Origin of the sequence: Bradyrhizobium denitrificans (assembly GCF_013179005.1) — a bacterium.
GTDB classification, from domain to species: domain Bacteria; phylum Pseudomonadota; class Alphaproteobacteria; order Rhizobiales; family Xanthobacteraceae; genus Bradyrhizobium; species Bradyrhizobium denitrificans.
The window spans coordinates 28,975-55,161 of record NZ_JABFDP010000008.1; the positions used below are offsets into that span (position 1 = coordinate 28,975).

Here is a 26,187-nt window from a genome sequence, read left to right on the forward strand (position 1 = left end):
ACGCGCCTGCAACGATGGCGCGACCTCGCGCCGTGGGACGATCGTCATGGATGAAGTGCTCAAGGCCAAGCAGCGCGCGCAAGCCAACTCGTCGAGCCTGCGGGCGATCACCATCCGCGGCGCCCGCGAGCATAATCTCAAGAACATCGACGTCGAGATCCCCCGCGACAAGCTTGTCGTGTTCACCGGCCTGTCCGGCTCCGGCAAATCCTCGCTCGCCTTCGACACGATCTATGCCGAGGGCCAGCGCCGCTACGTCGAATCGCTGTCGGCCTATGCGCGCCAGTTCCTGGAGATGATGCAGAAGCCGGACGTCGACCAGATCGACGGCCTGTCGCCGGCGATCTCGATCGAGCAGAAGACGACGTCGAAGAATCCGCGCTCCACGGTCGGCACCGTCACCGAGATCTACGACTACATGCGCCTGTTGTGGGCACGCGTCGGCGTGCCCTATTCGCCGGCCACCGGCCTGCCGATCGAAAGCCAGACCGTGTCGCAAATGGTCGACCGCGTGCTGGCGCTGCCCGAGGGCACCCGCCTGTATCTGCTGGCGCCGGTCGTCCGCGGGCGCAAGGGGGAGTACAAGAAGGAGCTCGCCGAGTACCTCAAGAAGGGCTTTCAGCGCGTCAAGATCGACGGCACCTTCCACGAGCTCGCCGAGGCGCCTACGCTCGACAAGAAGTTTCCGCACGACATCGACGTCGTCGTCGACCGCATTGTCGTGCGCCCCGACATCGGCCAGCGCCTCGCGGAAAGCTTTGAGACCGCGCTGAAGCTCGCGGAGGGCCTCGCCGTCATCGAATTCGCCGACGCCCCTCCGTCGTCATCACCGGGCCGCGCCGAAGGCGCGAGACCCGGTGATCCATCCTCCGCAAAAGAGATGGATGGCCGGGTCAAGCCCGGCCATGACGAGAAGAAGAAGGTCGCAAAGATCCACGACAAGAGCGGCCCCGAGCGCATCCTGTTCTCAGAGAAATTCGCCTGCCCGGTCTCCGGCTTCACGATTCCCGAGATCGAGCCGCGGCTGTTCTCGTTCAACAACCCCTATGGCGCCTGCCCGGAATGCGGCGGCCTCGGCGTCGAGCAGCATGTCGATGCCGATCTCGTCATCCCCGACAAGGACCTCACCCTCCGCAAGGGCGCGATCGCGCCTTGGGCCAAGTCGTCCTCGCCCTATTATCTGCAGACGCTGACCGCGCTCGGCAAGTTCTACAAATTCACCTTGGACACCAAGTGGAAGGACCTGCCGAAGAAGACGCAGAACGCGCTGCTGCACGGCTCCGGCGATGACGAGATCAAGTTCACCTATGAGGACGGTGTCCGCGCCTACGACACCAAGAAGCCGTTCGAGGGCGTCATCACCAATATCGAGCGCCGCTTCCGCGAGACCGAGAGCGAATGGGCGCGCGAGGAGCTCGGCAAATACTTCAACGACGTGCCCTGCGCGGCGTGCCGCGGCTTTCGGCTGAAGCCCGAGGCGCTGTGCGTCAAGGTCGGCGGCAAGCATATCGGCGAGATCTCGGAGCTCAGCGTCAAGGCCGCGGGCGAATGGTTCGCCGAGGTGCCCAAGCAGCTCAATCCGCAGCAGACCGAGATCGCGACCCGCATCCTCAAGGAGATCCGCGACCGCCTCACCTTCCTGCTCGATGTCGGCCTGAACTATCTCACCCTGGCGCGCTCCTCCGGCACCCTCTCCGGCGGCGAGAGCCAGCGCATCCGCTTGGCGTCGCAGATCGGCTCGGGCCTGACCGGCGTGCTCTACGTTCTCGACGAGCCCTCGATCGGCCTGCACCAGCGCGACAATGCCCGCCTGCTCGACACGTTGAAGCGGCTGCGCGACCTCGGCAACACCGTGATCGTGGTCGAGCATGACGAGGACGCCATTCGCCTCGCCGACTACGTGCTCGACATCGGCCCGGGCGCCGGCACCCATGGCGGCAACATCGTCGCCGAGGGCACGCCCGCCGAGATCATGCGCAATCCGAAGTCGCTGACCGGCAAATATCTCACCGGCGAGCTCGAGGTCGAGGTGCCCGAGCGGCGGCCGCCGAACCATCGCCGCACCATCAAGGTCGTCAACGCCCGCGGCAACAATCTGAAGAACGTCTCGGCCGAGATCCCGCTCGGCCTGTTCACCGCCATCACCGGCGTCTCCGGCGGCGGCAAGTCGACGCTGCTGATCGACACGCTCTACAAGGCCATCGCGCGCAAGCTCAACGGCGCCAACGAGGCCGCCGCCCCGCATGACCGCATCGAGGGCCTGGAGCATATCGACAAGATCATCGACATCGACCAGTCGCCGATCGGCCGCACCCCGCGCTCCAACCCCGCGACCTATACCGGCGCGTTCACGCCGATCCGCGAATGGTTCGCCGGCCTGCCGGAATCGAAGGCGCGCGGCTACGAGCCCGGCCGCTTCTCCTTCAACGTCAAGGGCGGCCGCTGCGAGGCCTGCCAGGGCGACGGCGTCATCAAGATCGAGATGCACTTCCTGCCCGACGTCTACGTCACCTGCGATGTGTGCAAGGGCAAGCGCTACAACCGCGAGACGCTCGACGTGCTGTTCAAGGGCAAGTCGATCGCCGACGTGCTCGACATGACCGTCGAGGAGGCGGCCGATTTCTTCAAGGCGGTGCCGCGCGTGCGCGACACGTTCGAGACCTTGCGCCGCGTCGGCCTCGACTACATCCATGTCGGACAACAGGCCACCACGCTCTCAGGCGGCGAGGCGCAGCGCGTCAAGCTCGCCAAGGAGCTGTCCAAGCGCGCCACCGGCCGCACGCTCTACATCCTGGACGAGCCGACCACCGGCCTGCACTTCCACGACGTGAAGAAGCTGCTGGAGGTGCTGCACGAGCTGGTGGCGCAGGGCAACACGGTGGTCGTGATCGAGCACAATCTCGAAGTCATCAAGACCGCCGACTGGGTCATCGACCTCGGCCCCGAAGGCGGCGACGGCGGCGGCGAGATCGTCGCCTGGGGCCCGCCCGAAGACATCGTCAAGGCGCCGCGCAGCTATACGGGGCAATTCCTCAAGCCGGTGCTGGAGAAGTCAGCCAAGCCGAAGAAGCGCAGCCGCGGCGCGGCCAGCGAGGCGGCGGAGTAGCCGCGCCATCGTAGGCCGGATGAGCGCAGCGACATCCGGGTTCTCCACAAGCGCCGGCGCTGATCCCGGATATCGCTGCGCTCATCCGGGCTGGGCGCTGCCCGCGAGGCAGGCGTGCCCTCGCGTCGAACGTCATTGCGAGCGAAGCGAAGAAATCCAGGGCCGCGTGCGCGACTCTGGATTGCGTCGTCGCTGCGCTCCTCGCAATGACGCGTGTGATGCATCCCAGGTAATCAAAGCGAAGCCCGCCGTTCTCGACAGAGCGGCGGGCTTTATCTTCTCTGTTACGATTGTCTCTCTTAGGAGATCGGCCTACCAGCGATAATACCCGGTCCGGGTCCCGTTGTTGTTGCCACCCGGGCCGACATCGCCCTGGGTCGAGCTCGGCGTCGGATGGTTGGTGCCGTTATACCCGGCGCCCCAGCCCCGGCCATAATACGGGCCCGGCGCGACGGCGACGTAGCCTTCCTCATAGACTGGGGCCGGCGCCCAGGCGTAGGAGTCGCGATAGGCGTAGGTGCTGGTGACCTGGCCGCCATAGCCATAGCCGCCCGGACCATATTCGCCGGCCGTGGCTCCGGCGGCGCCTGCCACCAGCGTGACGGCAGTCAGCGCGGCCAATCCAAGGATACGTGTCATGAGTTTGCTCCGTTGTTCCTGAATTCATCGAGGAACAAACAATCACGAGGGCTCGCAGTTCCCGCGATGCGGCCGATCATCGTGCGACACAACGCACCGCTCACATGTCCGCGCTCACGTGACCGCGATGACATGGCCGCGAGCGCCGGATCCGATGCCCTGGCATCACCAGGCGCGCGGCTGACCTGCAGACACAACAGGCCCGCCGCTCGTGTTCAAGCGGCGGGCCTGATCTCTTCACTCAGCGCGAGGCGACGCCTACCACTGCCGATAGACACCGGTCAGCGTGCCGTTGTTGTTGCCATCAGGGCCGACATCGCCCTGGGTCGAGCCGGGGGTCGGGTGGTTGGTGCCGTTGTAGCCGCGGCCCCAGGTTGCAGGGGCCGGCGCGAAGACCCGCGCCGGGGCGCCGCCATAGACCGGTTCGGAATCATAGGTCGAAGCTGCCGGTGGCACCCAAGCCATCGAGTCGCCGTAACGGGCGTAACCTTGCGCAGACGCTGCGGCCGTCCCGATCACCAGCGTGGCGGCGGCCAGCGCGGCCATCTTGATCGTGCGTTGCATGTGTCTCTCCTTGCTGCTTGTGCGGGGGTCAACGACCGCACTGCGGCGCCGTTCCCGCAGTGCACGCTCACAAAACGCGTGATGCAGTGTTGATCGGTTGCGACCGCAAGCCTACTTGCGCCAGCCCGATCGCCCGCTTGTCAGCGTGCGCTGGCTCGCGTAGCCATGGTGATCCCTTCAATTCCTTGTCGATGCCCTACACCCTCATCATCTTCGATCTCGATGGCACCTTGGCCGACAGCTTTCCGTGGTTTCGGCTCCACGTGAACGCGGTTGCCGCGCGCTACGGCTTTCGCCAGGTGAAGGACGAGGATGTCGAGCGGCTGCGTCACGCCTCGACGCGAGAGATCCTTGATTTCCTCGCGGTCCCCAGCTGGAAATTGCCGTTCATCGCGCGCCACATGCGCAGGCTGAAGACCGCACACGCCGCCAGCATTCCGCTGTTCGCCGGCGTCGGCCCGATGCTCGATACGCTCGCAGCCCATGGTCACCAGCTCGCATTGGTGTCATCCGACACGGAGGCCAATGCGCGTGAAAAGCTCGGTCCGCTGGCCGCGCTGTTCGCCGACTTCGACTGCTCGGCCTCCGTGTTCGGCAAAGCGCGAAAATTCCGCCGCGTGCTGAAGCGCGCGCGTCTTGCCCCCCATGACGCGATCGCGATCGGCGACGAGACCCGCGACATCGAGGCGGCGCGCGCCGCCGGCATCGCCTGCGGGGCGGTGACCTGGGGCTATGCCGCCGAGAAGGCGTTGCGCGACCGCCAACCGGATTACGTGTTCGAGCGGATGGAAGAGATCGTGGAGCGATTGACGAGCCTGCCGGCCGGACAGGATGCTGCGCCTGTGTGAGGATCAGCGACATCAAGGACAAACACGACCGCCGCCTGCTCCGCATCGCTGCGCTCGCAATGACAGAGATTGCGGCTTCGATGATATTCTCAAGCCGACACGACCGGAGCTGACCTACCGTCGCAGGAACGACCCGAACGCGCGCGGGCCGTTGCCGACCTTGATCTCTCCCGTCACCTTCAACGTCGCGACGTCGATGACGCTGAGGATGTTGCTCTCCCAATTCGCCACGATGATGCGCCGGCCATCCGCCGTCGCCGCGATGCCCTCGGGATAATCGCCCACGGTGATGCGCGTGAGCGGCTGCAGGCTCGCCACGTCGAACACGGTGACCGTGCCGTCATATTGGTCGGTGACGAAGCCCTTGCCCTGCGCCAGCGCCACCGCATAAGGGCGCAAGCCGGTCTTGATCCGGCCGACCTCGCGGGCCTCTGCGAGATCGATCACCGAAACGTCATTGGAGCCGACATTGGCCGTGTAAGCGCGCTGGCCATCGCCGTCGATGGTGACGCCGAACGGGCGCGTGCCGACCTTGATCGTCTTCAGCCGGGTCTGCGTCGCAGTGTCGATCACCGACACCATATCGTCGTCTCGGTCGGCCGAGAGCAGCAGCTTGCCGTCGGGCGTCACCGCCAGACCCGAGGGCGAGGCGCCGACGGCGATGCTCGCCGTCACCGCCCGCGTCTTGGCGTCGATGATGCGAATGGCTGCATCGTACCAGTCCGCGACGTAGACCGTCGCGCCATCCGGCGTGACCGCGATCCCGAGCGGCCCGCCGCCGACCTCGATGCGGCCGACGACTTTTCGTTCGGCGGCGTCAACGACGCTGACGGCCTTGTCGTCCGGACTCGCCACATAGGCGAAGCGCCCGTCCGCCGCGACGGCAACGCCCGCCGGCTTGCCGCCGATCGGAATCGTCGCCACCGGCGTGGAGGTCGCGAGGTTGACGATCGTCAGATCATCGCTCAGCTGATTGGTGACGAAGGCTTCCTCGGTGTGGGCCGTGCACGTGGTGGAAACAAGCAGGACAGCCGACAGAAGTCCTCGGAGACGATGCAAGAGACGATGCGCGCTTGAGCCGCTGGCTCGGCATCTGACCCTGCCCATGTGCGGACGTACGATTGCATATGACAATGGGAGTCTGGCGCCCGTCTGTCTCCAGACCGTCATGGCCGGGCTTGTTCCGGCCATCCAGGTCGTTCGGCATGCTCGGAAAGACGTTGATGCCCAGGCCTTCGCCGCGCCGAAGCGGCTTCCGCCGCGCAGGCGGGACGAGCCCGGCCATGACGGAGCAACCGATTGGCCGGGTCGTCCGTCGCATTCCGGTGAGATGGAGAGCGCGGCCCCGTCAACATCGTCAATCCGCACTAGCTTCCGCTCTCCACCTTCTTCTTCAGCCCTTCAAGTCCGCCTTTGTAGAGCCCGGTCACGGCATTCACCGCGGCCTCGTCGCTCAGTTCCGGCGGCGGATCGTTGTTGGGGAAGCCGCGGTAGAACGCGCCGGTCCACTCCACGACGCTGCCCTTGCCGTCGGCACTGGGCGCCACCGAGATGGTCGAGGAATAGTTCGTCACCGGCAGCACCTTCACGTCGACGGCCGTGATCCGGTATGAATAGCTCATTTTTTCGGCATCAAATTTGTAGAGCTCCTCGTCGACGGTCGCGCCGCCCTTGAGGGTCAGCTTGCGGGTCGCGCCGATCTCGTTGCCCTTGTCGCCCTCGGTCTTCTCGACCACGCCGAGCCAGCTCATGTCCTGGAAGTTGCCGATCACGGCCCACACCTTGGCGGGCGCGGCGTTGATCTCGACATGCTCCTGGACCTTGCGCCGGGTCGGACCATGCGCATCCGCCGTGGTCAGGGGCGTAATTGTCAGGCCCGTGGTTGCGATCGCGAGCGCCGCCGTTACCGCCAGCGCCTTGCCGAACACCATCCTCATCTCGTTTCCTCGGTCACTCTCATTGGCCGGCGCATCTGTGCGCCCGGCGGCGCCATCTTTGCACCGCTTCCAATTGTTGCAACAAAAAAGACCGTGTCGTGGCGGCCGCCGGCCGCTCAGGCCGCCCCGCAGCAGCGCTTGTATTTCTTGCCGGAACCGCAGGGACAGGGATCGTTGCGGCCGATTTTGCCGAAGGCGGCGAACGGATTGGGACGGACAGCGAATGGGGGCCGGTCCGGGACCGGCGCCCCGCTCTGCCGGTATTTGTAAAGCGTCAGCACGGCCTCGCGGAGGCCAGCGGGCAACGCGGGATCGAGAGCGGCAGGATTGATCCGGTCGCGCCGATCGTCGAGCGCGATGTCGATCGCCGTCGAGAGGCTCCGACTCGCGATGGCCGCGTCGCCGCCGAGTTGCGGATAGGCGTTGAACCGCTCGCGACGCAGGTTCACTGCGGCGGCAAGGCCCTCGATCCACAGCTCCCAGATCACATCGCCGTTCACGGGATCGACTGGAAAACGCGGCTGGTACAGCTCCGGCTCCTGCGCCAGCGTCCGCGCGATCTCGTCGTGATAGGCCATGACCAGATCAAGCACCGCATTGGCATGGTCGATGCTCGCAAACACCGAGCGCCGACGCCTGCCAAGCCCGAACGCTGCGGCGAACCACTCGCCCGGCGGCACAGGCTCCGGCAGGATCAAGAGGCCGGCGATAAACCCGTCGAGCTCCTCCAGCACCATGGCGGGGTCGTCGAGGGCGAGCAGCGCCTGGTCGAGCTCGTCGAGACGGTTGGCCTGCTCCGACATCTGCAACCCTGCTTCCCTCACGCGCGTCCCGACCTGATTTGCCCGACGCCCCCCGCGAAGGCGCAACGCGCTCGTTTTGACACCAAAACGGCCATGCGCGCAAAATCTAAATTCCGATGCGGGATCCGCGCCATCACCCCTGTCCAGTGGTGCCGCGAAAAACATTCTTCTTTCGCTTTTTCGGAAACTGCGTTCTCCTGTCCGCATCCTGCACTCATGAGAGGGGCGCTTCGCGGTCGTCACGAGCGTTGAGTGGGGGATGCGATGGACGCGGCCGGCCCGGCGCTTTTGCGCAAGACGACGGGCCTGGACGTGGACGGCGAAATCGTGTGGTCCTGGCCTCCCGATGCTGAGGTCAAATGGGCGTCGATGTGTCAGCGCATCGCGCCGATGACGGTGGCCAGAAAGCCCGGCGCACCGAGGAGAGCACGTATAAACCGGTAGAAACCGTCGCGCAGGGAAGGCCGGGTCATCTCGGCTGAGCCTGTGGTTCCTGCCCCGTGCATTTTTTCCTGCACGGGGGCCGCGGGCATCAGCGGATGCCCGGCCTTTCCTGCGCCCTCTCACTGAAGAGGGCAACGCATGAAGCAAGACCTGGGCGCAATCTGCGTCGCGGGGACGTCTCCTCATGTCTTCCCGTCATCGCGAGGAGCAAAGCGACGAAGCGACCCAGAATCCCTGCCCAGCCTTGGATTGCCTCACTGCTCGCAATGACGGCAGAGCAAGCCGCTGGACCTCGCCAATGGCCATGCGCGACAGCACAACCTCACTCAGAGAGCACCGCGTGCACGAAGCCGTCCGGGTCGGCGCAAAACTCGCGCAGGGCCTTGAAATGATCGGTGTCCTGCACCCGCACGGGCTCCAACCCGGACTTGGTCAACCGCAGCAGGGTTGCGCCGGGATAGGCCATCAGCACCGGCGAATGCGTCGCCATCAGCACCTGGCAATGGCCGGCCTCGTCCATGCGCCGCATCAGCTTGAGAAACTCGATCTGCCGCGCCGGCGACAGCGCCGATTCCGGCTCGTCGAAGATGTAGAGGCCCTGGCGCCGGCAGCGCTCCTCGAAGAAGCGCAGGAAACCCTCGCCATGGGAATGCGACAGGAAGTCGGGCGGCGGACCGCCGAACGGATCGTCCAAGGCGGCTTCATCGAGATAGCGCGCGACCGAAAAGAAGCTCTCGGCACGGAAGAACCAGCCCTGGGTGATCTTCGGCAGCCAGCTTGCGCGGAATGCCGCGCCGAGCGCGCCGCCCATCCGCTCCACGGCACGCGCATGATTGACAGGCATGTAGCCCTTGCCACCGCCGGCTTCGTCGTAGCCGGCCAGCGCCGCGATCCCTTCGAGCAAAGTCGACTTGCCGGTGCCGTTCTCCCCCACGACGATGGTGATGGCGCTCGTGAAGCTCAGCTCGAACGCGTCCTGCAGGAACGGCAGGCAGAACGGATATTCGCTGCGGTCTGCGATCTTCGCCGGATCGAGCCACAGCCGCTTCAGATAGGGCGCGCGCAGCCGGATCTCGCGTTGCTTCCTCGCCATGACGCCTTCACGAATGCGGTGACACGACGGGCCATCTTGCACAAGGCGGCGGGCGCGGCCAGTGCCCCCGGCGGGCTACGCGAGGACCTCCAGCACCAGCTCCATGGTCATGAGCACCGGGTTGTCGCCGCGGACCAGCCTGCCCTGCGCCAATGCGCCGGTATAGTCGACCAGCGCGACGTCGAGCACGGCCTCGAGACCGTCGGCGCCGGGCGCGATGACGCCGGCAGTCATGGTCAACTCGGTCGCGAATGGCTCGACCACCTCATCGCTCGCGAAGCGCGCGCCGATGGTCGAGCCGACGCCGCCGCGAATGCGGGCCTCGCGGATGCCCTGCGCCTGGCAGAACGCTTCGAGGCAGGCGGCAAAATCCTGGTTCGGCCGCAGCCGCAGCGCGAAGGCGCAACGATCGGTTGTTGCGGCGAGCGGCGCGGCCGCCACAGGTCCGAACAGCTTGAAGCCGGTCTCCGGATCAGGCTCGGCGGCAAAGATCGCTCCATCAAGGCCGAACGCTTCGACCTCGAATGGCTCCGCGACCACGGTCTCCTCGGGCAGGATGTGACCGCCGCCGTTGCGGCCGCCCTCCTCCATCCACAGCGCATGGCAATGGAAGAACGGCGCGCCGTCGCGCACGCCGAGCGTCATCGTGGCGGTGGAGAGCTGCGTGACCCCGCTTGGCCGATGGGTCTCGCTGTAGAACGCGGCATGATCCGGCGTCTTCGACAGCGCAGGCATCACATAGGCGAACGGCCCGAGCGCGCCGGCGCTGATGTCCAGCACGCCGCCGGCAAAGCCCTGCGCCGCAAAACCGCGATGCGCGGCTTCGAGCAGCGGCAGCCCGCGCTCCATGGTGAAGGTGAACGCGCGGCCGCGCGCCTCAACCCACTGGATGCGGTCCGCGACGGGCGCGCCGGGCTGTTTGATGGATCGCATCCGCGCTCAGCCCTGTTTGGTGAGGTCGAGCAGCCCGCGCGCCTCGAGCTCATCGCGCACCAGGCGCTTGGGGATCTTGCCATAGCCGGACTTCGGCAAGGCATCCCAGAAGAAGAAGCGCTTCGGCATCTTGTAGCGCGGCAGCTTGGTCGCGAGATAGCCGGCGATCTCGCTCTCGCTCGGCGCGGCCCCGCCCTCGCGGGCGACGCAGACGGCGACGCCCACCTCGCCCCACACCGGATCGGGCACGCCGAGCACGGCGACCTCGCCGATGGCGGGGTGGGTCAGGATCTTTTCCTCGACCTCGCGCGGATAGATGTTCGACCCGCCCGAAATGTACATGTCGGACGCGCGGCCGGTGATGTAGACGAAGCCTTGCGCATCCATGTGGCCGAGATCGCCGGTGCGAAACCAGCCGTCGCGAAACGCCTTCGCGTTGGCTTCCGGATTGTCGTAGTAGCCGGCGAACACCGCCGGGCCGATGACGCAGATCTCGCCGGTCTCGCCCGGCTTCAGCTCGCGGCCCTGATCGTCCTGGATCGAGACCTGCATGCCCGTGCGCTCATAGCCGCAGGTGCCGATCCGCGCCTCCGGTCCGTCCTCCTCCTCATGCGCCGCGGCCGGCAGCACCGTGATGTTGCCGGTGACTTCGCCGAGCCCGAAATATTGCACGATGACCTTGCCGAGCCGCGCCAGCGCGCGCTTCTGGTCCTCGCGATACATCGGCGCGCCCGCATAGATGACATGGCGCAGCGAGGAATGATCGAACTGATCGACGGCGGGATGCTCGACCATCATCTTCAGGATGGTCGGCACCGTGAACAGATTGCTGACGCGATGCCGCTCAATCAGGCGGAACGCCTCGGCGATATCGAACTTCTCGCTCGGCAGCAGCACCGTTTTGGCGCCGCGCGCGCTCTGCATCAGCTGGTGGACGCCGGCGCCATGGGACAGCGGCGCGACGACCAGCGAGGCATCGTGCTCGGTGGTGCCCGGCGTCAGATCGGCGAGGTGGTTGGTGATGACGAAGGCCATCTGGCCGTGGGTCAGCACCGCGGCCTTGGAGCGGCCCGTGGTGCCCGAGGTGAAAAAGAACCAGCAGGGATCGTCGTGCTCCACCGCGGCGTTGGCGATCTCCGCGCCGGCATGTGCCCTGATCGCCTCGGCCACCGCGCGCGTGCCGAGGCTGCCCCCCTCGCCGATGCGCCAGGTGAAATCGGTCGTCGTCACCGCCGCGGCATGCTCCGGAAAATCGCCATGGCAGAGGAATGCCTTGGCGCCCGACGCGGTCGCGAGATAGGCGACCTCGTCGGGCATGAGCCGGAAATTGGTGGGCACCCAGACCGCGCCGAGCCGAAACGCGGCGAACATCGAGACGAACATCTCCTCGCAATTCTTGGAGTGTACCAGGATGCGGTCGCCCTTCGCGATGCCCTGCTTGGCGAGCGCCGCCGCAAGCGCCGACACCATCGCGTCGAGCTCGCGCCAGGTCCAGGACCGGTCGCCCCAGACGAAGCCGATGCGGTCGCCGAGCCGGCGGCCATTCTGCGTCACGATGTGCGCGAGGTTCATCACCCGGCGGGACATCCGCAGCTGTGCGCCAGTCATCGGCGAGCCCTCGCGTCCCCGCGGTGCATGAATAGATCCATGACGGCGTCCCCTCGATCGATGCGTCGGGCGGTCTCAAGCCGCCCGTTACCTCCGGTCTGTTTATCGTGGTCCGGCGCGCCCTCGCAAGGCCGCCCTGCCCATCGCTCCCATGCGACCGCGTCATTCGAACGAATGCAGGCATCGTGCGACAAACCCGAGCCGGTCGCGCATTCCGTCGTCTCACCGCGCACCGAATCTGATGTGAGGATATCCATGATCGATCGTCGCCTTCTGCTCCTCGGCCTTGCCAGCGTGGTCGCCGCGTCACCGCTGCACGCGCAGATGTCAGCGGCCAACGATCCCGCCGGCATCGTCAGCGCGATCTACACCCGCGTGGCCAAGGGCAAAGGCGAGGATGGCGGCACCTTCGTCATCGAGACCAAGGCGGCGCGCGCGAAATATCTGTCCAGATCGCTGGCGGCCGAATGGGCCAGGATGGACGCCCGTACGCCCAAGGGCGAGGTCGGCGCGGTCGATTTCGATCCGATCACCAATTCGCAGGACCCTGACGTCGCATCGTTCAAGGTGACGCCGGAGACGCAGGAGGCCGACAAGGCCACCGTCGCGGTCACGATCGCCGGCCATCGCACCGAACGCAAGGAACAGGCCGACAACGTCATCCGTTACGACTTCGTGCGCGATGGCGGCCAATGGAAGATCGACGACATCAAGGGCGCCGTGGACGGCAAGCCGTGGTCGATCCGCCAGATGCTGGCCGAGTTCATCAAGCTGACCGACAAACCGACACGAAGGTAGAGCCCATGACGTCAGTCCGCGACAACAAGGCCAAGAGCCGCTTCGAGCTCGACATCGACGGCAACATCGCCTTTGCCAATTATCGCGCGACGCCGCTGGCGGTCATCATCACCCACACCGAGACCCCGGCGGCGTTGCGCGGCCGGGGCATCGGCTCCGAGCTGGTGAAGGGCGCGCTGGAGCTGATCCGCGGCGAGGGCCGCAAGGTGGCCGCAGGCTGCAGTTTCGTCGCAGATTACCTCCGCGACCATCCGGAGAACCGGGACATCATGGCGTGAGCGGACCGTAGAACTACTGAACGCAACGATTGACGTCTTGGCCTTAACCCCATGGCTACCCGGATGGATCAGCAATCCCCCGCCGAACAGACAACCAGACCAATGGGGAGAGGCTCATGTTCATCACGGCCATTTTCGACATTCTCAAGCGCTACGTCCATTACCGCACGCAGCTCGCCTATGTTGACCAGCTCGACGAGAGGACGCTGCGCGATATCGGTTTCAACCGCGATCAGTTGCATGCCGAGGCCTGGCGGCGCGCGGGCTTCGTGCTCGCCTGAGATCGTTCTGCAGCATCGTCAGCAAGACCAATATCCGAGACGACGAAGGCCCGCACGATGGCGGGCCTTTCGCTTTGTTGTGGGCAGCGGCACAGCCTCAGTGCTTGATCTCCGGCGGAAGCTTGCCACCATTGGCCGCGAGTTTACTCATGACCTGCTTGTGCAGCCAGACATTCATGCTGGCGGAGTCATTGGTGTCGCCGCTGTAACCGAGTTCCTTGGCCAGCTCCTTGCGCGCCGCGAGGCTCGAATCGATGTCGAGCGCCTTCATCAGGTCGACGATCGAGGTCCGCCATTCCAGCTTCTCGTGCTTGGCGGCGGCGGCCTTGTCGACGATCGCAGCCACGTCGACACTTTGCGGCGCAGCAGCGGGAGCCGAGGTCGGAGCCGCAGCCGGGCTGCCGGCCGGCGCGGTGCCACCTGCAGCCGGGGCGCCGCCGCCGGCCGGCGCGGCCTCGGCATGATGGCCGAAAATCGCGCCCATGATCTTTCCGAAAACGCTCATCAATGGCTCCCAATGGATAGTGATCGAATGAAGAACTCGGCCCGCGGTGTTCCGTTGCGGATTAGCCCGCATAAGCTCATCCGCCAGCCGCGACGTCCTGCCAACGCGGACATCGCGACGAATGTGAAGCTTACCCAAGGCGGAATGACGGCGGAATGACTTTGTCCGGGGATGCTCACTTTCGTTGGTCGCAGATGCCGCTTGAATGCACCGCGACATTCACAACTCTCACCGAGGCGTGAGTAGGCGCCGCGGTGATCACGATTATGCTCATCACTTCCGTTCGCGAATGGCCGTCCCGGGGTTCGTCGCGTCTGGCCATCCGCGATCCGTCCAACGACAAGCGCAACCCGGCCTGCGTGGTTGGGAAGCGCCCATGAGGCACGAGGGAGCGAACGACGATGGCCACTTATCACAGCAATGTCGCTGCACATGTTCGGCCCGCCGACGAGGTGGCGGCCGAGATCACGATTCGCACGATCGATTTGTCCAGCCTGATGCGCGCGCTGCGGCTCGGCTGGGACGACTTCAAGGCGGTGCCGAGCCACGCCGTGATGCTGTGCGCCATCTACCCGGTGCTCGGCCTGGTGCTGGCCCGCGCCGTGTTCGGCTATGCGGTGCTGCCGCTGCTGTTCCCGCTGGCGGCGGGCTTCGCCCTGCTCGGCCCATTCGCCGCGCTCGGTCTGTATGAGCTTTCGAGCCGGCGCGACCGCGGCGAGGAGGCCAGCGCCTGGGATGCGTTCGAAGTGCTGCGCTCGCCGTCCTTCGGCTCGATGCTCGGGCTCGGCACCCTGCTGCTGGCGCTATTCGTCACCTGGGTGGCAACGGCACAGGCGATCTATGTCGCGGTGTTCGGCTATGGCGGCGCCGCCGGGGTCGGTGAGTTCCTTCAGCGCGTCGTCACCACGCCGCAAGGGTGGTGGCTGATGGCCGTCGGCTGCGGCGCCGGCTTCCTGTTCGCGCTGCTCGCGCTGTGTCTCAGCATCGTGTCATTTCCGTTGATGCTGGATCGTCACGCCGGCGCCCTCGAAGCGATCGTCACCTCGCTGCGTGTGGCGGCGCGCAACCCGGTTCCGGTCGCGGCCTGGGGCCTCATCGTGGCCGTGCTGCTCGTCGCCGGAACGATCCCGTTCTTCCTCGGGCTCGCCGTGGTCATTCCGGTGCTTGGCCACGCCACCTGGCATCTCTATCGCGAGGCCATCGCGATCCATCCCGACGCCGCCCGCATCGTGCCGCCGGCGCCGCGCGGATCCAAGCCCGCCGCCGACTTCCCGGCCAACCTGTTCCCGTGGCGTTCGCGTGACCGGATGTGACAACCATCGCTCGACCGTCGACGGCCGCCGCTCTGCGGCGGCCGCGGCGGAGAGCGTCCGACGGCTTCGGTCAGCCACCAAGCAACCATACTCACGACAAACCAACGGCAAGTTGACTGAAGGGCCTTGCTGCCGCCGCGGTCATGCCCGACATGATCGGTTCCGCACATGCTTTTTCAGACCATTGCCGTTCAGGTGTTTCGATGATTCGTCGCGTCCTCTCCGCCGCCGCCCTCTGTGCTGCTGTGATGACAAATTGCGCGTCGGCGCAGTCTGCGGTCCCCTGTGGGACCGGCAATTTCGATGCGTGGCTGGCGGAGTTCAAGACCGAGGCCGCCGCCAAGGGCATTTCGCAGAACGCCATCAACGCCGCGCTCACCGGCGTGACCCCTGATCAGAGCGTGCTCAATCGCGACCGCGGCCAGAAAGTCTTCAGCCAGACCTTCGAGGAGTTTTCCGGCCGCATGGTGCCGCCGCGCCTGACCCGCGGCTCCAACATGATGAAGCAGTACGGCTCGGTGTTGTCCCGCATCGAGCAGACCTATGGCGTGCCCGGCGAGGTGCTGGTGGCGATCTGGGGATTGGAGACGGATTTCGGCGTCAATGTCGGCAAGTTCCCGACCATCCGCGCGCTGGCGACCTTGGCCTATGATTGCCGCCGGGCTGAGCAATTCCGCGGCGAACTGCTGGATGCGCTGCGCATCGTCGACCGCGGCGATCTCCAGCCGGCCGAGATGCGCGGAGCCTGGGCCGGCGAGATCGGACAGACGCAGTTCATGCCCTCGTCCTGGATCAAATACGCGGTCGATTTCGACGGCAATGGCCGCCGCGACCTGATCCGCAGCGCGCCCGACGTGCTCGCCTCCACCGCCAATTATCTGAAAGGCTACGGCTGGCAGAAGGGCAAGGATTGGGAGCCGGGCAGTCCCAATTTCGCGGTCATCCAGCAATGGAACAAGAGCGACGTCTACGCCCGGACGATCGCGACCTTCGCGACGCAACTGGCGCGGGCTCCATAGTCATAAGCCGTCGTCCCAGAAAACAATGAGGCCGATCGCACTGTCGCGATCGGCCGATCGTTGGCGAGACCGAGCTGCGCCGCGTTACTTGGCCATCCCGGCCTGCATCGCCTTGGTCAGATGCACGCTGCAGGCCGCCATCTTGCCGCTCAGCAGCGCGTCCTGGGCCGCCGCAATCTCCCGCTGCGCGGTGTACCGCGCATCGCCGTCGGCCATGCCCTCGATCGCCGTCTCGGTCTTTTCCAGATTGGCCCCGCTGCAGCCGGCGCCATGCATCTTGGCCGCCTGGGCCGGTCCAACCGCAACAACTGCCGCAGTGATGAGCGCGGCCCCCAACAGTTTGCTGTTCATTGTTCTTCCTCGCTGGTGCGACGGCATCATTGCCGAAGACGCGACATTATGTCGCACCATCGTGATGTCGGGCGAAATGACATCACCGCGATCGGCTCGTGAACTATCCTACGCTTCTAAAAATGAATAACAATTCATATTGATTCACCCATGCGTTCGGGGATGTGACGAGAGGAGCCCACGCCATGATAGTTTCACCATTAGGCCGGTATCCCTCGATACGCCAAATCGAACGAACGATCGAGAATCCGCATGAATACGGAGTTTTTACAGTACGCATAGGTGCTAGGCGCCCTTGCCCGATTCTTACTCGACCGTTACCCGAGCTATGCGCCGGCGGTTTAGCTGCATCGCAACATCGACGCTTCCGCACCGCAACAATCTCTTCTATGTTCATTTCAACGATGAGGTTCCAGCGAAGAACTGAATCGCGAACTAAAGGAGATTTCTCATGTTGCTCTCGCTCATCCGCATGATCCAGGCGTTCCGTGAGTATCAGCGCAACGTTGCCGAGCTGTCGCAGCTCAGCGATCGCGAACTCGCCGACATCGGTCTCGACCGTTCGGACATTCCGCGCGTTGCTGCCGGTCAGTACAACGGCTGATCAGCCTGCTTCCGATCCCTACCGGACATCGCCCGCCTCGCTGCGGGCGTTGCCGTTTTTGGGGCGCCCCTTGACACAGGCGCCCGGTTTCTTGCGCTGAATCGCACAGTTGCATTTGCAGCCGCCGGGAAAAGCGCTACCTGTCCCGCGCATGACAGGGACCAAATCATCTTCGAATACCGTTCACGTGATCGGCGCCGGGCTGGCCGGATCCGAGGCTGCGTGGCAGCTCGCGGAAGCGGGTGTGGACGTCGTTCTGCACGAGATGCGGCCGGACCGCATGACCGAGGCGCATCGGACTGCGACGCCGGCAGAGCTTGTCTGCTCCAACTCGTTCCGTTCGGACGATGCCGCCAACAACGCCGTCGGCCTGCTTCATGCCGAGATGCGCCGCTTGGGCTCCCTCATCATGCGCGCGGCCGACGCAAACCAGGTTCCGGCCGGCGGAGCGCTGGCGGTCGACCGTGAGGGCTTTTCGGCAGCCGTGGCCGCCGCTCTGAACGGGCATCCGCGGATCGAACTGCGGCGCGGCGAGATCACCGGCCTGCCGCCTTCCGACTGGGACAATGTCATCATCGCCACCGGCCCCCTCACCTCTCAGCCGCTGGCCGAAGCGATTCGCGACCTGACCGACGAGACCGCGCTCGCCTTCTTCGATGCCATCGCGCCGATCGTGCACAGGGACACGATCGACATGTCCAAAGCCTGGTTCCAGTCGCGCTACGACAAGGTCGGCCCCGGTGGCACCGGCGCCGACTACATCAACTGCCCGATGACCAAGGACCAGTACGACACATTCGTTGCGGCCCTGCTCGCCGGCGAGAAGACCGACTTCAAGGACTGGGAGACCAACACGCCCTATTTCGACGGCTGCCTGCCGATCGAGGTGATGGCCGAGCGCGGCCATGAGACGCTGCGCCATGGTCCGATGAAGCCGGTCGGCCTGACCAATCCGCACAACCCGACAGTCAAGCCGCATGCCATCGTGCAGCTGCGCCAGGACAACAAGCTCGGCACGCTCTACAACATGGTCGGCTTCCAGACGAAGCTGAAATACGGCCCGCAACAGCAGATCTTCCGCACCATCCCCGGGCTCGAGAACGCCGAATTCGCGCGGCTCGGTGGCCTGCATCGCAACACGTTCCTCAACTCGCCGAAATTGCTCGATGCGCAGCTGCGTCTGCGCGCTCAGCCGCGGCTTCGTTTTGCCGGCCAGATGACGGGCTGCGAGGGCTATGTCGAGTCGGCCAGCATCGGTCTCATCGCCGGATTGTACGCGGCTGCGGAAGCGCGCGGCACAGGCCTGTCGCCGCCCCCCGCCACCACCGCGCTCGGCGCCCTGCTCGGCCACATCACCGGCGGGCATATCGAGACGATCGACGGCGCGACGCGCTCCTTTCAGCCGATGAACATCAATTTTGGCCTGTTCCCACCATTGGCGGTGGCGCCGACCCGAAAGCCCGATGGCAGCCGATTGAAGGGCAATGAGAAGACCGTCGCGAAGAAGCAGGCGCTGAGCGCCCGCGCGCTGGCAGATCTCGATGGCTGGATCGCCGAACACCTGCGCGTCGCCGCGGCTGCATGAGAGTGCGATGAGCTTGCCGAAGACTGACTCTGCCCTGCTGTCAGCGCGCTGGAGCGAGGGCGTCCTGCTCAAACGCGACGTGTTCTCGACGGTCGAGCGCGGCCGCTTCAAGAGCGATGCCGGCGAGGTCGACGCGGTGCTGCGCCGGCTCGACGAGGTGCCATGGTGGTCGTTCGTGCTGGCGCGCCATTTGTTCGCCCGCGAGCGCAAGGCGCTGATGCGCGCGAAGGGCCTCAATGCCGGTCCCGACCTGCTGTGGGCGGGCGACCGGGCGCTGGTGCGCGGCTTCATCAACGGCGTGGCGCTGCATCTGGCCAAGCCGCACGGCAACGTCGCCTATTTCCGTTCGGCCAAGCAGATGATGCGCCGGCTGCATCGCGCCGGCATCACCCACAACGACCTCGCCAAGGAGCAGAATTGGCTGGTCGGCCATGACGGCCATTGCTACGTGACCGACTTCCAGCTCGCCGCATGCTTCTCGCGCCGGAGCCGCCTGTTCCGGATCGCGGCCTATGAGGACCTCCGTCATCTCCTCAAGCACAAGCGCAGCTACGCGCCCGAGGCGCTGACGCCACGAGAGCGCAAGATCCTGGCGCGCAAATCGCTGTTCGCGCGGGTCTGGCTGATGACGGGCAAGAAGGTCTACCGCGCGATCACCCGCGGCATCTTCAATTTCACCGACCGCGAGGGCGGTGGACGGCGCCTCGTGAACGATGCGCCGGTGCTGATGGACATGATCCGCAAGAACCCGGCCGTGCGCGACGCTGCGATCGTCGCCTTCGCGGATCGCCGGACCGGCGTCGGCCTCTATGCCTTCGTCGAGGCGGAGCAGCCTGGGCTCGAAGCTCAGTTGCAGAGCGAGCTGGCATCCGCCAAGGGGCCGAAGCCGCCGGAGCATATTCAGGTCGTCCATGCGCTGCCACGCGACGCCAGCGGCAGGCCGCGCACCGAGCTGCTGCAGCTGGTTGCAATGAACCAGATCGACCTGATCGAGCCGATGATCACGAGCGACAGCGACCGCGCGTTCCTCAAGGACATCCTCGACTCCCGAAAGAACCTGCGCGATCGATTCAATTTCGAGGCAGACCTGAAGCTGCCCTCGGCCTGAGCGGCGAAACTTCGCGGTTCTTCCGCTATAATCTGCCGAGCAACGCCATCCGTTGGGAGGATCTGGCCATGAATGTTGAGACCCGCATGCCCCCGGCCGCTCGGTCAGCCAATATCGAGATTGTTCCGACGGACCGGTCGTTGGGAGCCGAGATCCGCAATGTCGATCTCCGGCAACTGGACGACGCGGCCTTCGCCGCCGTGCTTCGCGCCTTCCACACTCATTCCGTACTGCTGGTCCGCGGACAACACCTGTCCGACCAGGATCTGATCGCCTTCAGCCGCCGCTTCGGCGATCTCGACTGGGCGCCAGTGCAGGAGAATGGCCGGCGCTTCGTCGAGGGCCTCCCGGAAATCTATATCGTCTCGAATGTGAAGGTGAACGGCGAGGCGATCGGCAGCCTCGGCGCAGGCGAGGCCGTGTGGCACACTGACATGTCCTATCTCGAGACGCCGCCGATCGCGAGCGCGCTCTATGCGCTGGAGATTCCTCCCGTCGGCGGCAACACCTCGTTCTGCAGCATGTACGCGGTCTACGACGCGCTGCCGACCGAACTGAAGCATCGCATCGCGGATCTCAAGATCAAGCACGACGGCACCTACAACAGCGGCGGCTTCGTGCGGCAGGGCGTGACGCCGACGGATGATCCGCGGAGCTCGCCGGGCGCTGTGCATCCGCTGGTCTGTACGCATCCGGATTCCGGCCGGCAGATGCTGTATCTCGGCCGCCGGCGCAACGCCTATCTGGTCGGCCTGGAGCTCGCCGAGTCGGAAGCGCTGCTTGATGAATTATGGACCTATGTCGCGCGCCCGGAGTTCGCCTGGGAGCACGTCTGGCAGGTTGGCGATCTCGTCATCTGGGACAACCGCTCCACGATGCATCGACGCGATCCGTTCGACGATCAGGCGCGGCGAATCATGCACCGAACCCAGATCAAGGGAACAGAGCGCCCGCAGTGATTCGCTCGCGCGCCAGATCTGCATGATCAGGCATCGCATTGCCTGCAAATGAATTGCAGGTTGCTCGATATTTCCTCGCGCGTCGCCTTGAAGCGTCCAATTTCCGACTCAGAGCGGCAGACTGTGCCGACAATCGGCAGATCGTGCCGCGATCCTTCCGCGAATTGCCTCCGAGCCGAAACACCCCCGACAAATTACAGTGATTGATTTGCGGGGCTGGTGAAACTTGGGAGATGGCACAAGTGAGTCTCAGAAGCAACGCTGCCCGGAACGCAGAAAGCGGCCTCATCCAGGTCATCCCGATGGGAAAGGCGCTCGGTGCCGAGGCCTGCAATGTCGATCTCAAATCGTTCGACGATTGGGCATTCGCGTCCTTCATGCGCGCGCTGCTCAAGCATCAGGTCCTGCTGGTCCGCGGTCAGCGTCTCAGCGAGCGCGACATCGCGGTATTCAGCCGTCGCTTTGGCCATGCCGATCTCGCCTACACGTCGCCCAGCACTTTGTCGGGGGACAGGCTGACATTCTGCAGCCTGTACGCAGCCTATGATGCGCTTTCGCCGGCACTGCGCAGCCGCGTCGCTCATTTGAAGATTCGTCATCTGGCCGCCGAAGCGAACGGTTGTCACACCACCTTCGCCAGCGCAGTTCATCCGCTGGTTGCTCCGCATCCCGACACCGGCCGGTCGATGCTGGCGCTCGGACACCGCCATCACGCCATCATTGCCGGACTCGACCGCGCCGAATCGGACGCGCTGCTCGACGATCTCTGGCAGATCGCGGAGCGGCCCGAATTCACCTGGGCTCACACCTGCCGTCCGGGCGACTTCGTTGTGTGGGACACGCGCTGCACGATCCACCGGCGCGAGGCTTCGGACCTGCCGAGGCTCTGGCACAGTCCCCCGCTCTGGAACGCGCTGTCGACTGTTTGAACGATGATCCGGAGATGGGAACCAGTCTCCGGACCAATCGGGCTCAACAGTGACGTGCGCCTTGAGGTCAGCGCTCCCGAAAGGCCGGCGATCGCGCGGCGCGCCACAGCGTCCAGAGCGTTGCCAGACGCGAGCGGAGCTGCGGCTGGAATGGATCGGCGTCGATGCGGCGCTCCGCCCGCACCAGATCGCGGCTGACGAGCGCGAGCGGCAGCAGCACCGGTCGCACCCCGCCTGGCGCCTCGCGCGCCAGTTCCAGCGTGTGATCGAGATGCTGCCGGGCCTGCCCACGCAGCTCGGCCAGCATGGCCCGGATCACCGGCGTGGCCTTGGCAGCGAACACCTGCTCCTGGCCGAGCCCATGCCGGGCGAGGAGATCGAGCGGAATGAACAACTGCCGGCGGGCGGCATCCCGGGGCAACGAGGCGATCAGGTGCAGGATGCCTTGGGCAAGTCCGGCATGATGAGCGAGATGATCGATGTCGGCCACCGCGCCAACGACGATCCGTGCAGCCAGCGCGAACAGCGCTCCGCGCGTGTCGCCGAGATAGCCATCCAATGCGGCCATCGTGGGCATCGGATCGTTGTAGAGATCGAACTGATGCTCGTCGATCAGGCGTGTGAGGCGATCGACCGGAAGGGCGAAGCGCTGCACCGTCAACAGCAGTTCAGCGGCGACGGGATTGCCTTCGACACCGCCATGTTCCTGGCCTGTCAGCGTATCGTGCCACCATTGCAGGCGTAGCTCGCCCGGCAGCGGCTGTGACACGACATCGCGAATCCGGGTTACCTCGACATTGAAGGCGTAGAGCGACAGCAACGCACGCCGGATCTCCGGCGCAACGAACAGCGTCGACGCGTAACGATCGAAATCATGCTCGCGGACGAGGCTGGCGCAGAACGCAGCGTCGGTGCTGGCGCTGGTTTCGCTCATGGCACGGCAATGAGCGCAGCGGCCACACGCCGCCGCTCGCCGATCATGACATTGTAGGTGCGGATCGCGGGCCCGGTCTGCATCGCATCAAGCACGATACCGACACCGCGCAGCGCCGTGCGCAACGGCGCCGGCGGAATCCAGACCTCGGTGCCGGTTCCCACGATGAGCGTGTCGATCTTGTTGGCGGCATCGAAGACCCGCTGCAGCGCATAGCGGTCGATCTGGCTCGGCTGGGTGACGTCCCAGGCCCAGATCGAATCCGGCAGGCACAACAGCGAGCCGCGATGCGACATGTCTGCAAAGGCGAAACCGCCTTTGCCATAGCCGTCGATCGACGCCGATCGCGGAAAGTGTGGAGCGTCCCCGGAAGCCGCCATGCAAGACCAACCTTTCAGCCCCGATCCGGGTCCAATGGCTGGCGTCCCATCAAGGCTTCTTCTTCGGCTCGTCGACCTGATCGCCGCGCACGGTTCCCACGCCGAGATAGATCAGGATCGGCGCCGCGATGAAGATCGAGGTGTAGGTGCCGACCAGCACGACGCCGAACATCATGACGGCGGTGAAGCTGTGGATCGCGGTGCCGCCGAACAGCAGCAGCGCCAGCAGCGCCAGGGTCACCGTGACGTGGGTGATGATCGAGCGCGACAGCGTCGAGTTGATCGATTCGTTGAGCAGCTGCGGCATCGGCATCTTCTTGTAGCGCCGCAGCATCTCGCGGATCCGGTCGTAGATGACGACGGTGTCGTTGAGCGAGTAGCCGAGAATGGTCAGCAGCGCCGCGATGCTGGTGAGGTCGAAATCGACCTGGCTGATCGACATGAAGCCGATCGTCAGCACGATGTCGTGGACGTTGGCGATCATGGCGCCGAGCGCGAACTGCCATTCGAACCGGAACCAGAGATAGATCAGGATCGACACGATCGCGAGCATCAGGCCGAGCATGCCCATCGCCAGCAGTTCGCCCGACACGCGCGCACCGAGCACCTCGACGCGGCGATAATCGACCGTATCGCCCAGTGCGCCGCGCACCTTGTTGACGGCCTCCTGCTGCGCGCTGTCGCCGCCCGGTTGCGCGGCGAAGCGGATCAGGACATCCGCCGGACCGCCGAACTGCTGCAGCTGGACCTCGCCGAGATTGAGCTTGGACAGCTCGCTCCGCATGCTGGCAATGTCGGCAGTCCCCGATTTCGCGCGGACTTCGAGCAGCGTGCCGCCCTTGAAATCGATGCCGAAGTTCAAGCCGTGCGTGAAGAACAGCACAATGGCAATGATCGACAGCGTCGCCGAGATCGGGAAACTGATGCGGCGGAACTGCGTGAAATCGAAATGCGTATCGTCGGGGACGATGCGCAGCGACGGCAGCAGGCCGAGCGCGCTGACCACCGTCAGCACCGCGATCAGGATGCCAAGCCCGATAAGAACCCAGTGTGTCACAGTAGCTCCTAGATTGGCACGCTTTGCGGCCGCTTCCACCGCACCCACCACGCGACGATCAGACGCGTCAGCGTGAAGGCGGTGAAGACCGTGGTGAGGATGCCGACGCCCAAGGTCACGGCGAAGCCGCGCACCGGGCCGGTGCCGATGTAGAACAGCACGGCGGCGGCGATGAAGGTCGTGATGTTGGAGTCGAGAATGGTCGCCAGCGCGCGCTTGAAGCCGGCGTCGATCGCCGAGATGGCGTTGCGGCCGCCGCGCAGCTCCTCGCGGATGCGCTCATAGATCAGCACGTTGGAGTCCACGGCGATGCCGACCGTCAGCACGATGCCGGCGATGCCCGGCAAGGTCAGCGTCGCATTCAAAAGCGACAGCACGCCGAAGATCATGGCGACGTTGATGATGACGGCGATGTTGGCGAACACGCCGAACAGCCGGTAGGTCACCAGCATGAACACGATGACCAGGATCGAGCCGACATAGGAGGCGAGCTCGCCCTTGGCGATCGAATCGGCGCCGAGGCCCGGACCGACGGTGCGCTCCTCGATCACTGTCAGCGGCGCCGGCAACGCGCCGGCGCGCAGCAGGATCGCAAGCTCATTGGCGGACTGCACGGTGAAATTGCCGGAGATCTGGCCCGAACCGCCGGTGATCGGTTCGCGGATGACCGGCGCCGAGATCACCTTGTTATCGAGCACGATCGCGAAGGGCTGCCCGACATTCTCGGTGGTCGCCTGCGCGAATTTGCGCGACCCGGCCGAGTTGAAGCGGAAGGTCACGATCGGCTCGTTGGTGCGCTGGTCGAAGCCGGTCTGCGCGTCCGAGAGATCACCGCCGGAGACCAGCACCTGCTTCTTAACGACATAGGGCTGGTTGGGCGGCGATGCGCTCTGCAGGACTTCGGAATCCGGCGGCACCCGCCCCTGCAACGCCTGGTCGGGCGGCACCGAGGTGTCGACCATGCGGAATTCCATCTTCGCGGTCTTGCCGAGCAGATCCTTGAGCTGAGTGGGATCCTGCAGGCCGGGAACCTGCACCAGGATGCGGTCGGTGCCCTGGCGCTGGATGACCGGCTCTACGGTACCGAGTTCGTTGACGCGGCGCTCGACGATCTGGATCGACTGCTCGATGGTCTGGCGGATGCGTTCGGTGATCGCGGCCTGCGGAATCGTCAGTCGGATGAGGCCGCCGCCGGCATCGCTGACCTCGAGGCTGCGTTGGCCGCTGGAGCCCAGCAGGCCGCCGAGTGGCTGGGAGAGCTCACGCAATTTGGACAATGCGGTCGGAGCGTCCGTGTCCTTGGTGATCCGGACCTCGACGCCGTCTCCCCGGCTCACCAGCCCCGTATAGCCGATCTTGGCATCGCGGAGCGTCCGACGAACGTCGTCCCGCACGGCATCGAGCCGCTCCTTCTTGACGAAGTTGGAGTCGACTTCGAGCAGCAGATAAGAGCCGCCCTGCAGGTCTAGACCGAGAACGATATGGCGTTGCGCCCAGGCCGGCCAAGTCTTGACCGTCGCTTCGGGGAAGAAGTTGGGCACCGCGCACAGGCACACCACGAGCGCCGTGAGAATGATGCCCAGCGCCTTCCACCGCGTGAAATACAACATGGAGGTTGTCCATAAGGGCCGAGCCGGCCCGAAAATCAGAACATCAGACGAAGATCAGACCGCCGGCCGGATTGGCGCCGGCAAGCCTGAACTCAACTCGCCGCCTTCTCGTCCTTGGCGTCGGCCTTGGCCGGCTCGCCCTTGGTGCGCACGCCCGTGATCATTTGGCGCATCTGGCGCACGCGGACGCCGTCGGCAATCTCGAACTCGACCTGATCGTCGTCGACGACCTTGGTGACCTTGCCGACCAGGCCGCCCTGGGTCACGATCGTGTCGCCGCGGCGGACGTTCTTGACCAAGTCGGCGTGCTCTTTGACCTTCTTCTGCTGCGGCCGCAGGATCAAGAAGTACATGATCACGAAGATCAGCGCGAAGGGCAGCAGCGACATCAGCATGCTGTTGGTGTCACCAGCGCCGGCGGCCTGGGCATAGGCAGGGGTAATCAGCATGCGGTCGATCCTCGTGGGCCAGTGCCCGGTGAGACAGGAATAGCCGGCGAAC

27 protein-coding genes are annotated in these 26,187 nt (G+C 65.2%); 12 read left to right on the top strand and 15 right to left on the bottom strand.

All coding sequences use genetic code 11. The features are described 5' to 3' along the window. Positions 1–46: 46 nt before the first annotated feature. Positions 47–3,106: an excinuclease ABC subunit UvrA gene (gene uvrA / locus HL671_RS10090; RefSeq protein WP_012044417.1), complete on the top strand. Its 3,060-nt coding sequence runs from the start codon at positions 47–49 to the stop codon at positions 3,104–3,106. Positions 3,107–3,418: 312 nt separating this feature from the next. Here uvrA and HL671_RS10095 read toward each other — a convergent pair whose 3' ends face one another. Both HL671_RS10095 and HL671_RS10100 read right to left on the bottom strand, forming a co-directional pair. After that, the gene (locus tag HL671_RS10095; RefSeq protein WP_172236324.1) at positions 3,419–3,745 is read right to left on the bottom strand and encodes a hypothetical protein; all 327 of its coding nucleotides are present in this window, start codon (positions 3,743–3,745) and stop codon (positions 3,419–3,421) included. A 258-nt stretch (positions 3,746–4,003) separates the two neighbouring features. After that, a complete protein-coding gene (locus HL671_RS10100; RefSeq protein WP_012044419.1) occupies positions 4,004–4,309 on the bottom strand; it encodes a hypothetical protein in 306 nt (101 codons plus the stop codon). A 191-nt stretch (positions 4,310–4,500) separates the two neighbouring features. Between HL671_RS10100 and HL671_RS10105 the strand changes: the two genes are divergently transcribed. Next, complete coding sequence (locus HL671_RS10105; protein ID WP_012044420.1) at positions 4,501–5,157, top strand: HAD-IA family hydrolase; 657 nt, start codon at positions 4,501–4,503, stop codon at positions 5,155–5,157. Positions 5,158–5,271: 114 nt separating this feature from the next. Here HL671_RS10105 and HL671_RS10110 read toward each other — a convergent pair whose 3' ends face one another. The 6 genes from HL671_RS10110 to HL671_RS10135 form a co-directional block, all read right to left on the bottom strand. Beyond that, positions 5,272–6,264 carry a cytochrome D1 domain-containing protein gene (locus HL671_RS10110; protein ID WP_246579457.1) on the bottom strand — a complete coding sequence of 331 codons (993 nt, stop codon included), beginning with the start codon at positions 6,262–6,264 and terminating at the stop codon, positions 5,272–5,274. A gap of 260 nt (positions 6,265–6,524) precedes the next feature. Further along, positions 6,525–7,094 (bottom strand): SRPBCC family protein, encoded by a 570-nt coding sequence (locus HL671_RS10115; protein ID WP_041750795.1) that lies wholly within the window; start codon positions 7,092–7,094, stop codon positions 6,525–6,527. A gap of 116 nt (positions 7,095–7,210) precedes the next feature. Continuing rightward, a complete protein-coding gene (locus HL671_RS10120; RefSeq protein ID WP_172236325.1) occupies positions 7,211–7,897 on the bottom strand; it encodes a UPF0149 family protein in 687 nt (228 codons plus the stop codon). Positions 7,898–8,663: 766 nt separating this feature from the next. Further along, a complete protein-coding gene (locus HL671_RS10125) occupies positions 8,664–9,434 on the bottom strand; it encodes an AAA family ATPase (RefSeq protein WP_172236326.1) in 771 nt (256 codons plus the stop codon). Positions 9,435–9,509: 75 nt separating this feature from the next. Further along, positions 9,510–10,367, bottom strand: a complete 858-nt coding sequence (locus HL671_RS10130; RefSeq protein ID WP_172236327.1) for a PCC domain-containing protein — start codon at positions 10,365–10,367, stop codon at positions 9,510–9,512. A gap of 6 nt (positions 10,368–10,373) precedes the next feature. Continuing rightward, positions 10,374–11,975, bottom strand: a complete 1,602-nt coding sequence (locus tag HL671_RS10135; RefSeq protein ID WP_172236328.1) for an acyl-CoA synthetase — start codon at positions 11,973–11,975, stop codon at positions 10,374–10,376. A gap of 255 nt (positions 11,976–12,230) precedes the next feature. Between HL671_RS10135 and HL671_RS10140 the strand changes: the two genes are divergently transcribed. The 3 genes from HL671_RS10140 to HL671_RS10150 all read left to right on the top strand — a co-directional run bounded on the left by HL671_RS10140 (position 12,231) and on the right by HL671_RS10150 (position 13,332). Next, positions 12,231–12,773: a DUF3828 domain-containing protein gene (locus HL671_RS10140; protein ID WP_172236329.1), complete on the top strand. Its 543-nt coding sequence runs from the start codon at positions 12,231–12,233 to the stop codon at positions 12,771–12,773. 5 nt (positions 12,774–12,778) lie between these two features. Continuing rightward, the gene (locus HL671_RS10145) at positions 12,779–13,051 is read left to right on the top strand and encodes a GNAT family N-acetyltransferase (RefSeq protein ID WP_012044428.1); all 273 of its coding nucleotides are present in this window, start codon (positions 12,779–12,781) and stop codon (positions 13,049–13,051) included. Between the two features lie 116 nt (positions 13,052–13,167). Continuing rightward, positions 13,168–13,332, top strand: a complete 165-nt coding sequence (locus tag HL671_RS10150) for a YjiS-like domain-containing protein (RefSeq protein ID WP_012044429.1) — start codon at positions 13,168–13,170, stop codon at positions 13,330–13,332. Between the two features lie 97 nt (positions 13,333–13,429). Here the strand turns inward: HL671_RS10150 and HL671_RS10155 are convergent, their stop codons facing one another. Next, positions 13,430–13,837 (bottom strand): DUF3597 domain-containing protein, encoded by a 408-nt coding sequence (locus HL671_RS10155; protein ID WP_172236330.1) that lies wholly within the window; start codon positions 13,835–13,837, stop codon positions 13,430–13,432. Between the two features lie 401 nt (positions 13,838–14,238). Here HL671_RS10155 and HL671_RS10160 point away from each other — a divergent pair, with 401 nt between their 5' ends. Then, positions 14,239–15,150: a DUF2189 domain-containing protein gene (locus HL671_RS10160; protein ID WP_012044431.1), complete on the top strand. Its 912-nt coding sequence runs from the start codon at positions 14,239–14,241 to the stop codon at positions 15,148–15,150. Between the two features lie 203 nt (positions 15,151–15,353). Then, positions 15,354–16,169: a lytic murein transglycosylase gene (locus HL671_RS10165; protein WP_012044432.1), complete on the top strand. Its 816-nt coding sequence runs from the start codon at positions 15,354–15,356 to the stop codon at positions 16,167–16,169. Between the two features lie 84 nt (positions 16,170–16,253). On the opposite strand, the gene HL671_RS10170 is transcribed toward HL671_RS10165, so the two are convergent. After that, a complete protein-coding gene (locus tag HL671_RS10170) occupies positions 16,254–16,520 on the bottom strand; it encodes a hypothetical protein (protein ID WP_244424057.1) in 267 nt (88 codons plus the stop codon). 451 nt (positions 16,521–16,971) lie between these two features. Between HL671_RS10170 and HL671_RS10175 the strand changes: the two genes are divergently transcribed. From HL671_RS10175 to HL671_RS10195, 5 genes are all read left to right on the top strand, one after another. After that, entirely contained in the window at positions 16,972–17,124 is a 153-nt protein-coding gene (locus HL671_RS10175; RefSeq protein ID WP_083780687.1) for a DUF1127 domain-containing protein, read from the top strand. Between the two features lie 151 nt (positions 17,125–17,275). Next, positions 17,276–18,709: a methylenetetrahydrofolate--tRNA-(uracil(54)-C(5))-methyltransferase (FADH(2)-oxidizing) TrmFO gene (trmFO, locus tag HL671_RS10180; RefSeq protein WP_172236331.1), complete on the top strand. Its 1,434-nt coding sequence runs from the start codon at positions 17,276–17,278 to the stop codon at positions 18,707–18,709. 7 nt (positions 18,710–18,716) lie between these two features. Then, positions 18,717–19,817: an AMP-binding enzyme gene (locus tag HL671_RS10185; RefSeq protein ID WP_012044436.1), complete on the top strand. Its 1,101-nt coding sequence runs from the start codon at positions 18,717–18,719 to the stop codon at positions 19,815–19,817. A gap of 68 nt (positions 19,818–19,885) precedes the next feature. Continuing rightward, positions 19,886–20,776, top strand: coding sequence for a TauD/TfdA dioxygenase family protein (locus HL671_RS10190; RefSeq protein WP_012044437.1), 891 nt, complete (start codon positions 19,886–19,888; stop codon positions 20,774–20,776). 242 nt (positions 20,777–21,018) lie between these two features. Continuing rightward, positions 21,019–21,705: a TauD/TfdA dioxygenase family protein gene (locus tag HL671_RS10195; protein WP_012044438.1), complete on the top strand. Its 687-nt coding sequence runs from the start codon at positions 21,019–21,021 to the stop codon at positions 21,703–21,705. 67 nt (positions 21,706–21,772) lie between these two features. Here the strand turns inward: HL671_RS10195 and HL671_RS10200 are convergent, their stop codons facing one another. The 5 genes from HL671_RS10200 to yajC form a co-directional block, all read right to left on the bottom strand. Continuing rightward, a complete protein-coding gene (locus HL671_RS10200; RefSeq protein WP_012044439.1) occupies positions 21,773–22,639 on the bottom strand; it encodes a phytoene/squalene synthase family protein in 867 nt (288 codons plus the stop codon). Further along, positions 22,636–23,019 (bottom strand): Mth938-like domain-containing protein, encoded by a 384-nt coding sequence (locus HL671_RS10205; protein WP_012044440.1) that lies wholly within the window; start codon positions 23,017–23,019, stop codon positions 22,636–22,638. The genes HL671_RS10200 and HL671_RS10205 overlap by 4 nt, the downstream gene beginning before the upstream one ends. A gap of 49 nt (positions 23,020–23,068) precedes the next feature. Next, positions 23,069–24,076, bottom strand: coding sequence for a protein translocase subunit SecF (gene secF, locus HL671_RS10210; RefSeq protein WP_012044441.1), 1,008 nt, complete (start codon positions 24,074–24,076; stop codon positions 23,069–23,071). 8 nt (positions 24,077–24,084) lie between these two features. Continuing rightward, positions 24,085–25,686 carry a protein translocase subunit SecD gene (secD, locus tag HL671_RS10215; protein WP_012044442.1) on the bottom strand — a complete coding sequence of 534 codons (1,602 nt, stop codon included), beginning with the start codon at positions 25,684–25,686 and terminating at the stop codon, positions 24,085–24,087. Between the two features lie 92 nt (positions 25,687–25,778). Then, a complete protein-coding gene (gene yajC, locus HL671_RS10220) occupies positions 25,779–26,135 on the bottom strand; it encodes a preprotein translocase subunit YajC (protein ID WP_012044443.1) in 357 nt (118 codons plus the stop codon). Positions 26,136–26,187: the final 52 nt, after the last annotated feature.

Bases quoted from the DNA above. Each gene is read 5' to 3' on its own strand.
- HL671_RS10130 (WP_172236327.1), bottom strand. From the start codon at position 10,367: ATGCGATCCATCAAACAGCCCGGCGCGCCCGTCGCGGACCGCATCCAG.
- HL671_RS10105 (WP_012044420.1), top strand. From the start codon at position 4,501: ATGCCCTACACCCTCATCATCTTCGATCTCGATGGCACCTTGGCCGAC.
- HL671_RS10120 (WP_172236325.1), bottom strand. From the start codon at position 7,897: ATGTCGGAGCAGGCCAACCGTCTCGACGAGCTCGACCAGGCGCTGCTC.
- HL671_RS10170 (WP_244424057.1), bottom strand. From the start codon at position 16,520: ATGAACAGCAAACTGTTGGGGGCCGCGCTCATCACTGCGGCAGTTGTT.
- HL671_RS10135 (WP_172236328.1), bottom strand. From the start codon at position 11,975: ATGACTGGCGCACAGCTGCGGATGTCCCGCCGGGTGATGAACCTCGCG.
- trmFO (WP_172236331.1), top strand. From the start codon at position 17,276: ATGACAGGGACCAAATCATCTTCGAATACCGTTCACGTGATCGGCGCC.
- HL671_RS10155 (WP_172236330.1), bottom strand. From the start codon at position 13,837: ATGAGCGTTTTCGGAAAGATCATGGGCGCGATTTTCGGCCATCATGCC.
- HL671_RS10165 (WP_012044432.1), top strand. From the start codon at position 15,354: ATGATTCGTCGCGTCCTCTCCGCCGCCGCCCTCTGTGCTGCTGTGATG.
- HL671_RS10095 (WP_172236324.1), bottom strand. From the start codon at position 3,745: ATGACACGTATCCTTGGATTGGCCGCGCTGACTGCCGTCACGCTGGTG.
- HL671_RS10115 (WP_041750795.1), bottom strand. From the start codon at position 7,094: ATGAGGATGGTGTTCGGCAAGGCGCTGGCGGTAACGGCGGCGCTCGCG.
- HL671_RS10150 (WP_012044429.1), top strand. From the start codon at position 13,168: ATGTTCATCACGGCCATTTTCGACATTCTCAAGCGCTACGTCCATTAC.
- HL671_RS10190 (WP_012044437.1), top strand. From the start codon at position 19,886: ATGAATGTTGAGACCCGCATGCCCCCGGCCGCTCGGTCAGCCAATATC.
- yajC (WP_012044443.1), bottom strand. From the start codon at position 26,135: ATGCTGATTACCCCTGCCTATGCCCAGGCCGCCGGCGCTGGTGACACC.
- uvrA (WP_012044417.1), top strand. From the start codon at position 47: ATGGATGAAGTGCTCAAGGCCAAGCAGCGCGCGCAAGCCAACTCGTCG.
- HL671_RS10125 (WP_172236326.1), bottom strand. From the start codon at position 9,434: ATGGCGAGGAAGCAACGCGAGATCCGGCTGCGCGCGCCCTATCTGAAG.
- HL671_RS10185 (WP_012044436.1), top strand. From the start codon at position 18,717: ATGAGCTTGCCGAAGACTGACTCTGCCCTGCTGTCAGCGCGCTGGAGC.
- HL671_RS10175 (WP_083780687.1), top strand. From the start codon at position 16,972: ATGTTGCTCTCGCTCATCCGCATGATCCAGGCGTTCCGTGAGTATCAG.
- secD (WP_012044442.1), bottom strand. From the start codon at position 25,686: ATGTTGTATTTCACGCGGTGGAAGGCGCTGGGCATCATTCTCACGGCG.
- HL671_RS10110 (WP_246579457.1), bottom strand. From the start codon at position 6,264: ATGGGCAGGGTCAGATGCCGAGCCAGCGGCTCAAGCGCGCATCGTCTC.
- HL671_RS10140 (WP_172236329.1), top strand. From the start codon at position 12,231: ATGATCGATCGTCGCCTTCTGCTCCTCGGCCTTGCCAGCGTGGTCGCC.
- HL671_RS10200 (WP_012044439.1), bottom strand. From the start codon at position 22,639: ATGAGCGAAACCAGCGCCAGCACCGACGCTGCGTTCTGCGCCAGCCTC.
- HL671_RS10100 (WP_012044419.1), bottom strand. From the start codon at position 4,309: ATGCAACGCACGATCAAGATGGCCGCGCTGGCCGCCGCCACGCTGGTG.
- HL671_RS10160 (WP_012044431.1), top strand. From the start codon at position 14,239: ATGGCCACTTATCACAGCAATGTCGCTGCACATGTTCGGCCCGCCGAC.
- HL671_RS10205 (WP_012044440.1), bottom strand. From the start codon at position 23,019: ATGGCGGCTTCCGGGGACGCTCCACACTTTCCGCGATCGGCGTCGATC.
- HL671_RS10145 (WP_012044428.1), top strand. From the start codon at position 12,779: ATGACGTCAGTCCGCGACAACAAGGCCAAGAGCCGCTTCGAGCTCGAC.